General features: G+C 34.5%; 13 protein-coding genes. 6 read left to right on the forward strand and 7 right to left on the reverse strand.

Annotation, left to right across the window (positions count from 1 at the left end; all coding sequences use genetic code 11):
* The coding region (locus EOD40_RS18005; protein WP_164905502.1) for a hypothetical protein at positions 1-1,712 on the forward strand (1,712 nt) is incomplete at its 5' end.
* A gap of 165 nt (positions 1,713-1,877) precedes the next feature.
* The gene (locus EOD40_RS16920; protein ID WP_128197567.1) at positions 1,878-2,396 is read left to right on the forward strand and encodes a hypothetical protein; all 519 of its coding nucleotides are present in this window, start codon (positions 1,878-1,880) and stop codon (positions 2,394-2,396) included.
* A 52-nt stretch (positions 2,397-2,448) separates the two neighbouring features.
* Here EOD40_RS16920 and EOD40_RS16925 read toward each other — a convergent pair whose 3' ends face one another.
* Positions 2,449-3,399, reverse strand: a complete 951-nt coding sequence (locus EOD40_RS16925; protein WP_128197569.1) for a TerC family protein — start codon at positions 3,397-3,399, stop codon at positions 2,449-2,451.
* 126 nt (positions 3,400-3,525) lie between these two features.
* The gene (locus EOD40_RS16930; RefSeq protein ID WP_128197570.1) at positions 3,526-4,539 is read right to left on the reverse strand and encodes a glutamine synthetase beta-grasp domain-containing protein; all 1,014 of its coding nucleotides are present in this window, start codon (positions 4,537-4,539) and stop codon (positions 3,526-3,528) included.
* A gap of 275 nt (positions 4,540-4,814) precedes the next feature.
* Between EOD40_RS16930 and EOD40_RS16935 the strand changes: the two genes are divergently transcribed.
* A complete protein-coding gene (locus tag EOD40_RS16935) occupies positions 4,815-7,004 on the forward strand; it encodes a glutamine synthetase III family protein (protein ID WP_128197572.1) in 2,190 nt (729 codons plus the stop codon).
* A gap of 110 nt (positions 7,005-7,114) precedes the next feature.
* Here the strand turns inward: EOD40_RS16935 and EOD40_RS16940 are convergent, their stop codons facing one another.
* Positions 7,115-7,387: a DUF4242 domain-containing protein gene (locus tag EOD40_RS16940; RefSeq protein ID WP_128197574.1), complete on the reverse strand. Its 273-nt coding sequence runs from the start codon at positions 7,385-7,387 to the stop codon at positions 7,115-7,117.
* Positions 7,388-7,669: 282 nt separating this feature from the next.
* Between EOD40_RS16940 and EOD40_RS16945 the strand changes: the two genes are divergently transcribed.
* Positions 7,670-8,848 (forward strand): AIR synthase related protein, encoded by a 1,179-nt coding sequence (locus tag EOD40_RS16945; RefSeq protein WP_128197711.1) that lies wholly within the window; start codon positions 7,670-7,672, stop codon positions 8,846-8,848.
* A 97-nt stretch (positions 8,849-8,945) separates the two neighbouring features.
* A complete protein-coding gene (locus tag EOD40_RS16950; RefSeq protein WP_128197575.1) occupies positions 8,946-9,308 on the forward strand; it encodes a hypothetical protein in 363 nt (120 codons plus the stop codon).
* Between the two features lie 47 nt (positions 9,309-9,355).
* Here EOD40_RS16950 and EOD40_RS16955 read toward each other — a convergent pair whose 3' ends face one another.
* Entirely contained in the window at positions 9,356-10,828 is a 1,473-nt protein-coding gene (locus tag EOD40_RS16955) for a PAS domain-containing protein (RefSeq protein WP_128197577.1), read from the reverse strand.
* Positions 10,829-10,959: 131 nt separating this feature from the next.
* Positions 10,960-12,855 carry a heavy metal translocating P-type ATPase gene (locus EOD40_RS16960; protein ID WP_128197579.1) on the reverse strand — a complete coding sequence of 632 codons (1,896 nt, stop codon included), beginning with the start codon at positions 12,853-12,855 and terminating at the stop codon, positions 10,960-10,962.
* A gap of 332 nt (positions 12,856-13,187) precedes the next feature.
* Here EOD40_RS16960 and EOD40_RS16965 point away from each other — a divergent pair, with 332 nt between their 5' ends.
* Entirely contained in the window at positions 13,188-13,628 is a 441-nt protein-coding gene (locus tag EOD40_RS16965) for a hypothetical protein (RefSeq protein WP_128197580.1), read from the forward strand.
* 59 nt (positions 13,629-13,687) lie between these two features.
* Here the strand turns inward: EOD40_RS16965 and EOD40_RS16970 are convergent, their stop codons facing one another.
* Together EOD40_RS16970 and EOD40_RS18010 are read right to left on the reverse strand one after the other, a co-directional pair.
* Positions 13,688-13,999 (reverse strand): hypothetical protein, encoded by a 312-nt coding sequence (locus tag EOD40_RS16970; RefSeq protein ID WP_128197582.1) that lies wholly within the window; start codon positions 13,997-13,999, stop codon positions 13,688-13,690.
* Positions 13,996-14,394: a hypothetical protein gene (locus tag EOD40_RS18010; RefSeq protein ID WP_164905503.1), complete on the reverse strand. Its 399-nt coding sequence runs from the start codon at positions 14,392-14,394 to the stop codon at positions 13,996-13,998. Before EOD40_RS18010 ends, EOD40_RS16970 begins: the two co-directional genes overlap by 4 nt.
* Between the last annotated feature and the right edge of the window lie 160 nt (positions 14,395-14,554).

Here is a 14,554-nt window from a genome sequence, read left to right on the forward strand (position 1 = left end):
AAGCAGGTACAGGTTCGGCTCTATCATGGACTGGTTTAAATGCAGGAACAAACTATAATGTGGTTTCTACAGGTGCTGCTCCAACGAATTGTCCGGGTTCAAGCAATAGTGTGAATATTGTTGAGGTTGCTAATCCAGTTGCTCTTGTATTAACCGGAAGTTCTATTTGTGCTTCTAATCCAGGCACAGGCACAGTTAGTTCTAGTACTTCACAATCAGGAGTAAGCTATCAGTTAAGAATAGGTACGACTAACGTACAAGCACCACAAGCAGGTACAGGTGCTGCTCTTACATGGACAGGTCTAAATGCAGGTGCAGCTTATAATGTGGTTTCTACAGGTGCCGCTCCAACCAACTGTCCAGGTTCAAGTAACAGTGTCAATATAACTGAGATTGCTAATCCAGTGGCTCTAGTCTTGACAGGAAGTTCAATTTGTGCTTCTGCACAAGGAACAGGAACGGTAAGTTCTAGTACTTCACAATCAGGAGTGAGTTATCAGTTAAGAATAGGTACGACTAATGTTCAGGCTCCAAAAGGAGGTACAGGTTCGGCTCTATCATGGACTGGTCTAAATGCAGGAACAAACTACAATGTTGTTTCTACAGGTGCCGCTCCAACAAACTGTCCGGGTTCAAGCAATAGTGTGGATGTCGCTACTGAAGTTTGTGGTGGTCCATTATGTACTTATACTCAAGGTTATTATGGTAATGATAGAGGTAAATCATGTGCGCCTGATCCTAATAATCCTGGCGAATTTAAGCTATATACCACCCAAGAACTTATAGCAAGAGCTTTAGGATCTTATCCTGGAATTCCAGGAACAATGGTAATAGGTTCAGGGTTAAATAATGTGAAACTTAGTAACACTCAGGCAGATATATTGGCTATAATAGACAAATTACCTGGAGGAGGAGGAGGTAGTTATGCATTAACAGGTAGTTACTTTATAAGTGATCCATTTTTCCCAGCCAGCTATTTGACTAAAAAAGGAACTCTTAATAATACTTTATTGGCTCAAACGATCACTTTAGGTCTTAATATAGGCATTAATGGAGCTCTTAGTGATTTTGAATTACAAGCTGGTGTGTTAGTTACCGCGGATGCTGAAGGAGGTTGTGGATCTGATATTGCAAAAACTCGTCAATGTATTTATGATGAATTTGGTAATTTTGTTAAGGTTATTAATGACTACCATTATTATGAAATTCCAAGTAATGTGATTACTGAATTAAATGGTAATGCAACTGTGCAAGGATTATTTGCATTGGCAAATAAAGCTTTAGGAGGAGATCTAGTTGGTGTGCCTCTTGAGACTATAGCAGATGTGGTTGATAAAATCAATAATGCTTTTGATGGTTGTAAAATCTTTATAGGTTATGATGTGCCAAGATGTAACGGGGATACTTCTTCTATTACTGCTTCTGTGACTACAGCAAAAATAGCTGAAACTGCCGGTTTTATATCTTATCCAGTTCCGATTGATGGTCAATTGTTAGTTCAATGTACTTTTGGTTATACTTCTGATGTGACAATTGAAGTGTTTGATAGTAAAAATCAATTGGTTTATACTAAAGCACAAGCCAAATGTTCTAATGGTACGGTAATTACATTAGACTATAATTTTAATAGCGAACAACAACAGATTTTCTATATAAGATTGACTACTAGTCAAGGATCTACAACTCATGATGTAATATCCGCGGCTAAATAGCTTAAATAGTAAATCTAATTTAATGGAGCACCCGTTTTATAGCGGGTGCTTTTTTATTGGTAGTAGTTTTATAATTGATGTAAAGTAGAAATCTTGATTAAAAATAAACTTTGGCACAATTAATGAATAACTGATTTTAAACCTTAACCATTTAAATTTATTACCATGAAAAAAATAATCACACTTTTCGCATTTGTTAGCTTTTTAGCTATTTCTAGTTGTACTACTGAGGATAACTTTCAAGAAGATAATGATACTATTCCCGAAGCTTTCGAAATAAAGAATGTTAATTTAGCTAAGGTGGCTAATAATGAGTATAATTTTAAAAGTACTTTTCAGTATGAGATTGGAGGGAATTTATATGATGATGAAACTGTTTTGATTTATCGATTAACAACTTTGATTAATTCGACTACTCCGGTTTGGCAATTAATTCCAAGAACTATTTATTTTGATAATGGACAGGAATTGGATTATGATTATGATTTTAGTAAAGTAGATTTTATAATTACTGCCAGAGGAACTTATAATTTGTTAGATACACCCGGATATATCAATAATCAGACTTTTAGAGTAGTAATTGTTCCTTCGGTTTTAGCAGCTTCTATGGATACCAGTAATTATAATGAAGTAATGAATACTTTGAAAATTAGTGAAAGTCAGGTTCAAAAAGTAAAATTGTAAGCTTAATAGAAATATAAAAAAAAGGAAATCTCTTGATTTCCTTTTTTTGTTTTTATGCTTTTTGGCTTCGTTTTTCCTTTTGTATTGAAGCAATAATTCCTGATAATAGAGCAACTGCAATAAATGATAAGGAAGCCCATTCCGGCAGATTGATAAAATCGTGTAACAACATTTTTAGTCCTACAAAGCTTAATATGGCAATCAGGCTGTACTCCAGATAACTGAATTTTTCGAGCATATTGGCTAAAAAGAAATACATAGAACGTAATCCTAAGATGGCAAAAATATTCGAACTAAATACAAGAAAAGGATCTGAAGTTATCGCTAAAATAGCCGGTACACTATCTAGTGCAAAAATGACATCCATTACTTCAATAAGAATTAAGGTAACAAATAAAGGAGTGGCGGTATTGATGTTTTTAATTTTTATAAAAAAATGCTCACCGTCAATTTTTGTTGTAATAGGTGTTAGTTTTCTTAAGAATTTGTATATCATTGAATTATGAGGGTCGTATTCGTGATCCTCTTTTGTAAAGAACATTTTGATGGCTGTGTAAATTAAAAACGCACCAAATAAATAAGCTGTCCAAGCGAATTTGTTGATGATCAAGACGCCAAAATAGATCATAAGACCTCTGAAAATAATAGCACCAATGATTCCCCAAAATAATACGCGGTGTTGGTATTTTTTAGGAATTCTGAAAGAAGAAAAGATAATCGCAATTACAAAAATGTTATCGATACTAAGGGAGAGTTCGATTAGATAACCCGTAATGAATTTCATTGAAGCTACCAGAGGTTTTAATTTGTCTGGATTTTCGACATAATTATTTTGGTATAGCCAATAGACTACTGCCGAAAACAGGAAAGATAATGAAACCCAAATTCCAGTCCATTTCCCGGCTTCTTTTGAGCTGATTTCATGTGGGGTTTTGTTGAGAATTCCTAAGTCTAAAGCCAGAAATAATAAAATAGCACTTATAAAGCAAATCCAAACTATCATGGTGTCAGTTTTGTGTTTTTACAAAGATACTTTTTTGTGTTTTACTTTTAATAAAGGAATTTGACTTATGACATAAAAAAAAGTGCTTTCATTTCTGAAAGCACTTTTGAATTGTATAAAAAGGAATTACAATGCAGATTTAACTGTTTTGATAATTCTTGCAGCGATTTTGTATGGGTCACCGTTTGAAGCTGGTCTTCTGTCTTCTAACCATCCTTTCCATCCTTTTTGAACAGTCATTAAAGGAATACGGATAGAACATCCTCTGTCAGATACTCCGTAAGAGAAGTCATTGATAGAAGCAGTTTCATGTTTACCAGTTAAACGTTGCTCGTTGTAAGCTCCGTAAACAGCAATGTGCTCTTTAGTTACAGGACGGAAAGCCTCACAGATTCTTTCGTAAATTTCCTGAGAACCACATGTTCTTAATACTTCGTTAGAGAAGTTAGCGTGCATACCTGAACCATTCCAGTCAGTATCACCTAGTGGTTTTGGGTGGTATTCAATATAGTAACCATATTTCTCAGTCAAACGGTCTAATAAGTAACGAGCAACCCAGATTTCGTCTCCAGCTTTTTTAGCTCCTTTAGCGAATAATTGGAATTCCCATTGTCCACAAGCAACCTCTTGGTTGATTCCTTCAAAGTTGATTCCTGCAGCGATACATAAATCAGCGTGCTCTTCAACTAAATTTCTTCCGTGTGTGTTTTTTCCACCTACTGAACAGTAGTACATCCCTTGTGGTGCAGGGTATCCTCCTACAGGGAAACCTAATGGTAATAAAGTTTTAGTATCCATGATGAAATACTCTTGTTCGAAACCAAACCAGAAATCTCCATCATCGTCGATAGTAGCTCTTCCGTTTGATGAGTGAGGAGTACCGTCAGCATTCATAACTTCAGTCATTACTAACCATCCGTTGATACGAGTTGGATCTGGATAGATAGCAACTGGTACTAATAAACAATCAGAAGATCCACCTTCAGCTTGTCTTGTAGATGAACCATCAAAAGACCAGTTTCCGATTTCTTCTAAAGTTCCTTTAAAATTTTCGTGCTCTTCAACTTTAGTTTTACTTCTAAGATTTTGAGTTGGTTCGTATCCATCTAACCAAAGGTACTCTAACTTTATTTTTGCCATAATAATATAAATTAATTTTCTTGATTTAAATTGAGTTGCAAATATAGAATATTTTTTTTAGTGCTGAAAACCTTGGGGTGTCTTTTGTTTGAATGGATGTTATTTTTCACATTACTATATTTTGGTAGGGGGTATATTTAAAAAATAGCAATTTTGGAGCTAAATAAAATATAATTTGATAATGGCTTAGCGGGCTATTTTAGTGTAAGATTCTTTATCTTTGTGTTTTTAAATTATAAACATTGATTATTAACAGTTTAAAAAATACCTTAATAATGTCAACAATACGTTTTCAGGCGCTAAGAGAGGCTTCAAATAGAAAAGCAATTCATTTTGAAGAGGCAAATAGAAAATCAACCATTTTTGGTTCGAATGTGTTTAATGAAAAAGCAATGAAGCAATATTTGACTTCAGATGCTTATAAAGCTGTGCAGGGAGCAATCCAACACGGTACTAAAATAGATAGAAAACTGGCTGATTATATTGCCATGGGTATGAAAGAGTGGGCTTTAACTAAGGGAGTTACACATTATACGCATTGGTTTCAACCACTTACAGGAACTACTGCTGAAAAGCATGACGCTTTTTTTGAAACTTCTTATGATGGAAGTGATCCGGTAGAGAAATTTGGAGGTGCCCAGTTAGTGCAACAAGAACCAGATGCGTCCAGTTTTCCTAACGGAGGTATTAGAAATACTTTTGAAGCCAGAGGCTATACAGCCTGGGATCCAACTTCACCGGCTTTTATTTACGGTACTACTTTGTGTATTCCTACTGTTTTTATTTCTTATACAGGAGAAGCTCTAGATAATAAAATTCCTTTGTTAAGAGCTTTGGCTGTTATGGATGAAGCGGCTACTGAGGTTTGTCGTTATTTTGATAAAAATGTAAAAAAAGTTACAGCAACCTTAGGTTGGGAACAAGAATATTTTTTGGTAGATAAGGCTTTGGCTCATTCCCGTCCTGATTTGATGATGACAGGAAGAACTTTGCTAGGACACACTTCTGCAAAGGGGCAACAATTAGATGATCATTATTTTGGTTCTATTCCTACTCGTGCGTTGACTTATATGCGTGATTTGGAACAAGAATGTATGTTGCTTGGAATTCCGGTTAAAACCCGTCATAATGAGGTGGCGCCTAATCAATTTGAATTGGCACCGATTTTTGAAGAAACTAATTTAGCAGTGGATCATAACTGTCTTCTGATGGATATTATGCAAAAAGTCGCCGAACGTCATGACTTTAAAGTGTTGCTACATGAAAAACCTTTTAAAGGAGTGAATGGTTCCGGGAAGCACAATAACTGGTCATTGGCAACTGATACCGGAGTGAATCTTTTGAGTCCAAGTAAAACGCCAATGAGTAATTTGCAGTTCCTGACTTTCTTTATCAATACCATCAAAGCGGTAAATGATTACGAAGAATTGTTGCGTGCTTCAATTGCAACGGCTAGTAATGACCATCGTTTAGGAGCAAATGAAGCGCCACCGGCAATTATTTCTGTATTTATTGGAGAACAATTAACGAAGGTTTTGGCCGAATTAGAAAGTGTAACCACAGGTAAATTATCGCCAGAAGAAAAAACCGATTTGAAATTAAATGTAGTTGGGAAAATTCCAGAGGTAATTTTAGATAATACCGATAGAAACAGAACTTCTCCATTTGCGTTTACAGGAAATAAATTTGAGTTCAGAGCAGTAGGTTCTTCGGCAAACTGCTCGAATGCGATGACAACTTTAAATACTATTGTTGCTAAGCAATTAAGAGATTTTAAAGTAGAAGTGGATGCTTTGATTGATTCAAAAGCAATGAAAAAAGACGATGCAATTTTTAATGTCTTGAGAGAATATATCAAGGTTTCTAAAGATATTCTTTTTGAAGGTGACGGTTATAGCGAAGCTTGGGAAAAAGAAGCTAAGAAAAGAGGATTGAGTAATTTTAAAACAACACCTGAAGCCCTAAAAGCGAGAGCATCAAAACAAGCGCTTGATTTGTTTTCTGAATTAGGAATTATGAATCATGTGGAAGTAGAAGCACGCTACGAAATTGAATTGGAGGAGTACACTAAGAAAATCCAAATTGAAAGCAGGGTTTTAGGAGATATTTCGAAAAATCATGTTATCCCAACAGCCATTCGTTATCAAAACACTTTGATTGAAAATGTAAAAGGTTTGAAAGATATTTTTGGAAAAGAATTTGAATCGATTGCTAAAGAGCAAATTGGTTTGATAAAAGAAATTTCTACTCATATCGAAGGTATTAATGCAAAAGTAGAGGAGATGCGTAACGAAAGAAAAAATGCGAATGCTCTTGATAACGCTCAAAAAACAGCAGAAGCTTATTGTAATAAAGTAAAACCTTATTTTGAAATCATTAGAAATCACTGTGATAAATTAGAGTTGTTAGTTGATAATGAATTATGGACACTAACTAAATACAGAGAATTATTGTTTACTAAGTAATTAAGATATAGTTTATTGTAGAAAATGCCTATTCGTTTTGGATAGGCATTTTTTAATTTGTTGTTAAGGATTTGTTTTTTTTGTGAAACTGATTTCATTGATAATGTGATTCATTCAGAAGTCGTTGGGTCAATAATTGTGGATACTTTGCTTACCGAATTCGCCGGAAATCCGCCTAGTTTGGCATGCTCGCGAACCATTTCTTCATTCTTGGCAATGTAAACACAATAGATTTTGTCTGTTGTTACAAAACTGTTTACCCATTGGATTTCAGGTCCCATTTTGTTCAATACCTCGCAGGAAGTTTGTGAAATACCTTTGAGCTGTTCTGCGTTAAGGTTGCCTGCGCCAGGTAAGTCTCTTTCAATTACATATTTTGGCATCTTTTAAAAATTTAGTTTCCTACTCTTTTGGCTTTTCGGAATAGCCCCGTTTTTTATCGTGGTCGCTGGTTTCCACTTTATTGTGTTTTGAAATCTGATTTTTTTATATATCGAATTGGTTTTTAGTATTCTATATTAAATTTAGTGAAATAAAATGGGATTCTGAATAATGATTGCAGATTTTAGAAAACGCATAGAAGAATGGGACGGGATAAACCCAAAAAAATAATTATCTTTGCCGCAAAACCAAGTTGCTCCATTGCAACTACACAATTACAATTCATGAGTTCAGATACTTCAAAAAGATATGCGCAACGTGGTGTTTCGGCATCCAAAGAAGATGTACATAATGCTATAAAAAATATAGATAAAGGATTGTTTCCTCAGGCATTTTGTAAAATTGTCCCTGATTATCTAACCCAAGACGATGATTATTGTCTTATTATGCACGCCGATGGAGCGGGAACTAAATCCTCATTGGCTTACATGTATTGGAAAGAAACAGGGGATATTTCGGTTTGGAAAGGAATTGCCCAGGATGCATTAATCATGAATATTGACGATTTATTATGTGTAGGAGCAACGGATAATATTTTACTTTCTTCAACAATTGGAAGAAATAAAAACCTAATTCCTGCCGAAGTAATTTCGGCAATTATCAACGGAACTGAAGAATTAATTCAAGAGTTGGCTTCTTTTGGAGTGAGTATTCATTCTACTGGTGGAGAAACTGCCGATGTAGGTGATATCGTTCGAACAATTATTGTTGATTCTACTGTTACGGCTCGAATGAAACGTTCTAAGGTAATTGATAATGCAAATATTAAAGCAGGTGATGTAATCGTTGGATTGGAATCTTTCGGTCAGGCTTCTTATGAAAAAAGCTATAATGGCGGAATGGGAAGTAACGGATTAACATCGGCTCGTCATGATGTTTTTGGGAAATATTTGGCAACAAAATATCCTGAAAGTTACGATGCTGCAGTTCCTGAAGAATTAATTTATTCAGGTCAGGTACAATTGACCGATGCGGTGGAGAATTCTCCAATTGATGCCGGACAATTAGTGCTTTCGCCAACACGTACTTATGCACCAATTATCAAGAAAATTTTAGATCAATATTCTTCGAATGAAATTCACGGAATGGTGCACTGTAGTGGTGGAGCGCAAACTAAGATTTTACATTTTGTAGATAATTTACATATTATAAAAGACAATTTATTTGCAGTTCCTCCATTGTTCAAATTAATTCAGGAACAATCAAAAACGGATTGGAAAGAAATGTATCAGGTTTTCAACTGTGGACATCGTATGGAAATTTATGTTCCTGAAGCCGTTGCACAGGATATTATTGCTATTTCAAAATCGTTCAATGTTAATGCGCAAATTGTAGGTCGTGTTGAAGCTGCTGATACTAAGAAATTGACTATTTCCAGCGAATACGGTACTTTCGAATATTAATATAGGCTAGAAGCTAATCCCGCTATCGCTATATCTTTATCTTTTTAAAGAAAAAATATAAAGGATGTCGCTACTATCGGGGCTAAAAAATAAAAAGATGTACGAATTACTTTTTTGGAATTATTTAGAAGGTGTTTATTTAAACCATCAAGAGGTTTATGAAGCTATCGATGAGCAAGAAACTATCGAGGGTTTAGAAGAACTTCCTGTTGCGGTTATTATCAACCGAATTGCTTCGGTGTTTTCTAAATGGGAAAGAGTAGATGAGAACAGTTGGAAAAATAATGATGGAGTAGGTGCTTTTCAAGTGAAAACAACTCCTCAAACCGTTCAAATAGATTGTTACGGAACAGAAGGCAAAACAATGGATGTTTTAGTAGGTGTCATGGAAGAATTCAAATGTCCACTTTATGATCCACAAATTCCTGCCCGTTACGACGAAATGTACGAGGAAGAATAAAAAGAATACAAAAGCGTTAAGTTTTAAAACTTAACGCTTTTTTTATGCTATTCTAATGGTTTTTTCTTGTCTTTGTCTCCTTCTTTCTCTTCGTTTTTAAAACCAATGAGTTTGCGGTATTTGGTTTCTGTTTCTTCGAGTTCTTCTTCCATTTTTTTGTATTTGCTAATGTCTTTAATGGTTATAACGGCAGCTACAATATTGTTGTCCTGGTCGATTAAAGGACGGCCGCTAATGAGAACTCTTCTTTTTTCGCGCGAAGCAGGATCCCAAAGCACCACATCTACATCATCGGTTACTTCTCCATTGAAGGCGCGTTCCATAGGTAAATTTTGAGCAGGAAAGATGGTTTTTTCGTCTGGAAAGTAGAGCTCGAAATGAGTGGTGAGATCCATCGAAATTTTATCGTCTTCTTCAATTCCAAAAATATCATTGGCCATATAATTAGCAAGAATAACCTTTTTGTCGGCATTGGCTACAATAACACCTTCGCCAATGTTTTCTACAATCACACGTAGTTTTTCTTCGTTTTCATAGAGTTCATCAACGGCTTTTTGTTGTTCTAGTCCTAATTCAACGGTTTCGGTAATATCGCGGGCTGCTGAATAGATGATTCCTTCTTTCAGATCAATATTACTGTTCCAGTCCAGCCATCGGTAAGAACCGTCTTTATGGCGGACTCTGTTTTTAAAACTAATCACAGTTTTTCCTTTTAGTATTTCGGTTAATACTTGGTCAGAAGTAGTGCGGTCATCAGGATGGGTAAGATCCATGAATTTGATTTCATCCATGTCCTTTTGTGTGTAGCCTAAGGTATTGGTAAAAGCAGCATTTATTTTAATAAAATGGTCGTTTTTGGCCACGGTAAAAATGTCGAAAGACATATTAAAGAAAGCATCTGTTGCTTTTAGGGAATCTTCGAGTTTTTTCCTTTCGGTTATATCGGTTGATATGCCTCCGATGGCATAAATCCTTCCTGTGGAATCATACAAAGGGAATTTAACTGCTATATAGGTATGAGCGCCGTCTTTTTGCTGAATATTTTCTTCTGATTTTAGTTCGACTAATTTCTTAGCTACTTCTAAATCCGAACTTCGATAGCTTTCGGCAATTTCTTTAGGTAGAAAATCAAGATCGGTTTTACCAATAATTCGTTCGTTAGTTGTTCCAAATAATTCGCCAAAATTCTTGTTGATTAATAAATATTCGCCATTTAGTTTTTTTATGAAAATAGGATTTGAAGTGTTGTCAATAATAGATTGCAGTAGTTGTTTGTTTTCTTCTAATAGTTTTTGGGCTGCTTCTTTAGCTTTTAATTGGCTTCTAATGATAAAATAAACCACAATTAACAGCAGAATAGAAAGTGCAAACAAACCTATTTCGATGGCTTCGAGTTTTGCATCTATTGTAATATCCCGTTCTGAATTTATTCGGGCTAAAAAAATCCACGCAGCTGCAATGACAATTACAACATTAATGATAAATCCTAGAAATATTTTTTTTCCAAAAGAGATATTCATGGTTTTCTTATTTTGATTGAAGACTCTAAAAGACTGTTTTTGATTTTTTGCAATAGGAAAGTTAGTGAATAATGTCTTGATTGTTAGTCTTATTCTTCTTTTTTTCTGCTGAAAGTGTTGAAAAATAGTTTTTAAGCTTTGGTATTTTCAAATCGCATTAGATTCAAACTAAACAAAACTACTATTAAGGTTACACCCACATCGGCAGCAATGGCTAAGACTAAATTGCTGTATCCAAAAAAGGCAAGGAGAATAAAAACAAGTTTGGTAGCTACAGCACCAATGGTGTTGATTTTTATTTGTTTGATGGTTTTTTTGCTTAATCGAATTAGAAATGGAATTAATGAAAGTTGATCGTTCATTAAAGCAATATTCGCAGTTTCTATGGCGGTGTCGCTGCCTGCTGCTCCCATGGCTATTCCTACGGTGCTTAAGGCTAGTGCAGGAGCGTCATTTATTCCGTCGCCTACCATAGCTACTTTGTCATATTGTTGTAAAAGAGCCTTCATTTCTTCTGATTTTTCTTCAGGTAGTAAACCACCAAATACCTTTGTGATGCCTACTTGTCTTGCGACATAATGGGCTGCTTTTTCGCTGTCGCCTGTTAGCATAATCACGGCTATGTTTTGTTCCTGTAATTCTTGTATTGCAGAGAAACTATCTGGTTTGATTTTGTCTGTAAGACCAATAATTCCTGCTACGCCTTTACCAAAACTCACCAATACACTTGTTTTTCCTTCGGTAGCTAATTGTGCTTCTATTGCTTCTACTTCTTCGGTAATATCGTGGTATTCTCTAATGAATTCCAGTTTGCCCACAAGTACGGTATCTACTTGGCAAATTTCACATCTTGCAGTAGCTCCTTTACCGATGATACTTTTAAAATCCCTGGCAGTATGAGGCTCAAAACCTTCATTTTTAGTTGCAGTGATTATGGCTTGGGCCAAAGGATGTTCAGAGAATAATTCGGCTCCGGCGGCACAAGAGAGTAATTCTTTTCGGCTGGTTCCTATCAGCGGAAAAACATCTGAAACCACAGGGGTTCCATAGGTAATGGTTCTGGTTTTGTCTACGGCAATTGCTTTAATTTCGGCTAAGGCTTCAATGTATTTTCCGCCTTTTATCAAAGCGCCTTTTGAAGAAGCATTACCAATAGCGGCATAAATGGCAACAGGAGTTGAAATAACTAAAGCACAGGGACAGGCAATAACTAATAGTGTAATGGCTTGTTTTAACCAATGATTAAAATCCTGATCCATCACAAAAACGGGAAACACAAAAATTATGATGACTAATCCAATGATTATAGGAGTATATAATTTAGAAAACCGCTGGATGAATTTTTGGGTTTCACTTTTGGCTGCTCCAGCTTCAAATGTAAGTTGGATAATTTTAGCAAAAGTGGTATCGTTTGCCAGTTTGGTGGTTATTATTTCGATAAAACCATTGGTGTTGAGCGTGCCGGCAAATACAGTGTCGCCTGCTTGTTTTTCTTTTGCAATAGGTTCGCCGGTAATAGCCGATTCGTCAATTATACTTTCTCCAAAAGTAATTTTTCCGTCCAGAGGAATAATATTGCCGGTTTTGACCTGGATGACAGTGCCAATTTCAATTTCGTTAATAGAAACTTCTTTATTTAGTTTTTTTACAAATGCTGTTTTGGGTACGCTTTGAATTAATTCGTCCAGCGCCGATTTTGAATTTTCCAGTCCAATGTCTTCTAAGCGTTCGCCTAAAACATAAAGAACAATTACAACTGCTGCTTCGGGATATTCGCCTAAATATAAGGCTGCAGTAACCGCAATGGTCATTAGTAAATTGATGCTGCTAAAGTTGAGTTTAACAATAGCCTGAAGTCCGTTAAGGATAACCTCATGCCCAATGATAATAATGAAAAGAGTAAAAATAAATGGTGCATAAGGCATTGGCAAATGAATTCCTAAAAGCGATAGTATTTCTAAAACGATTACGACACCAACTGATAAGAGCAGGAAAATAAACTTTTTATCTTTGAAAGGTAGGTTCATAAGAATTAATTTTTTTTTCGAAAACCAATTTAGACAGGGCATGGTATTTTCGATTTTTTAAAGCAAAATTGTTGTTATCATTAAAGTAACATTACATATTAAATTTACTGAAAAATTATCTTATCCAGTTTGGCTTTAGTAAAATCTTAAGATTATAAACGACTAAAGATGCCCGAGATGTGAAAAAGTTTGCGAACTTTGCGCAAAAATTAGAGATATGAAATCGCCACTAAGAATAAGTTTGCGAAAGCAAACACTGCTAAGTAAAAAGGCGATAACATACCTGCCTGTCGGCAGACAGGTCTGATCGCTAAAAAATAAATTTTACATATATGAAAATAAACCTTAAAAACGGAATTGATAAACTCATTTTCGGTATGAAACAAAAAGATGTTGAAGCCGTTTATGGAAAGCCAGATAGAAATTATAAAGACGAAGATGAGAATGTTATTTTTGTGTATAATAAGTTCAAAATGCGTTTGACTTTTTACAAAGAGGAAGATTTTAAAATGGGTTATATTGTAGCCTCTAGTGCCGATTTGGAATTGTTTGGCAATAAATTGATTGGAAGAAATATCAAAGATGTTAAAAAAGATTTAGCTCAAAAAAGCATTACTAAATTCACACAGGAAGAATTTGATACTTTTGAAAACTATTTTAACGAAGACAATTGGTTATTGTTTCAAACAGAGTTTGAAGAGGTAGTGAAACTTGAAGTAGGAGCTATCATCAATGATAAAGATGAATTTGACTGGAAGTTTGGAAAAAAATAGCTTGCTGTTTAAAAAATATTAAAAGCCCTTTCATTCTTTGGAGTGAAAGGGCTTTTGTTTTAGTTATTATAGCTATGTTTTTCGAGTTCAATTTTTGATAAATCGACTAAGTTTAAAAATGACTTAGCATATTTATTGGCAATTGGTTCTAAAATTTCTTCTACGTTCAAGTTTCTGTTTTTCTTGACAAGCTTTGTTAGATTAATACTTACTTGTCTTTGAAAACTCCTGAATTCACGGTTAAATTTAGGATAGTCTTCAGGTTTTAAGCTGTTCTTCTTTTCGTTAAACGAGGTTTTTTCAATTAGATTTGCTTTATGAATTAAGAATAGCTTCTCACATTCTTCAGAAAAAAAATCTTGAATTCTCATATTTTCTTTTTTTTAATAAGGCTTTTAAAATGTTTAGTGAAAATAGAAAAAGAATTTTTATCAATGAAAAAGGGCTTGGCTTTTTTTTCTTTTTTTTGAGTGTGTTTGATTTTTTTTGTTTCCACGGTCTTAATTTTTTCTTTTTCTTTCTTTTTTTCCAAATGTTTAAACCAACCACCATTTTTAGCAATATCTTTTCCGAAATCGGTTAAAATACATTTGTTGCTTTCTATTCTGATTAGGTTTTCGTTTTCCATGAGTTGGAAAAGTTCCATTATTTTTCCAAGTTTTTTACCGTTTTTATCTTTAAATTCCGAGAATTTCAAAGATTGGCTTTTGGACTGAAATATAAGTTCCAGATTGATGTCTATTATTTCATTAATTTGATGAAACATATAATTTATAAATTTTCGATTTATAATATATTTTAGCAGTTTTCAGTATTGAGCCAAGTTGAGGAATAATACTCATCTCTGAAATACTCAGAATATTTTGTCAAATATATAAAAATAAGTTTGTTTAAATAAGAAAAGTTGTATTTTTTAATTTGTTTTG

The sequence above is a fragment of the Flavobacterium sufflavum genome, assembly GCF_004016525.1.
Classification (GTDB): Bacteria; Bacteroidota; Bacteroidia; order Flavobacteriales; family Flavobacteriaceae; genus Flavobacterium; species Flavobacterium sufflavum.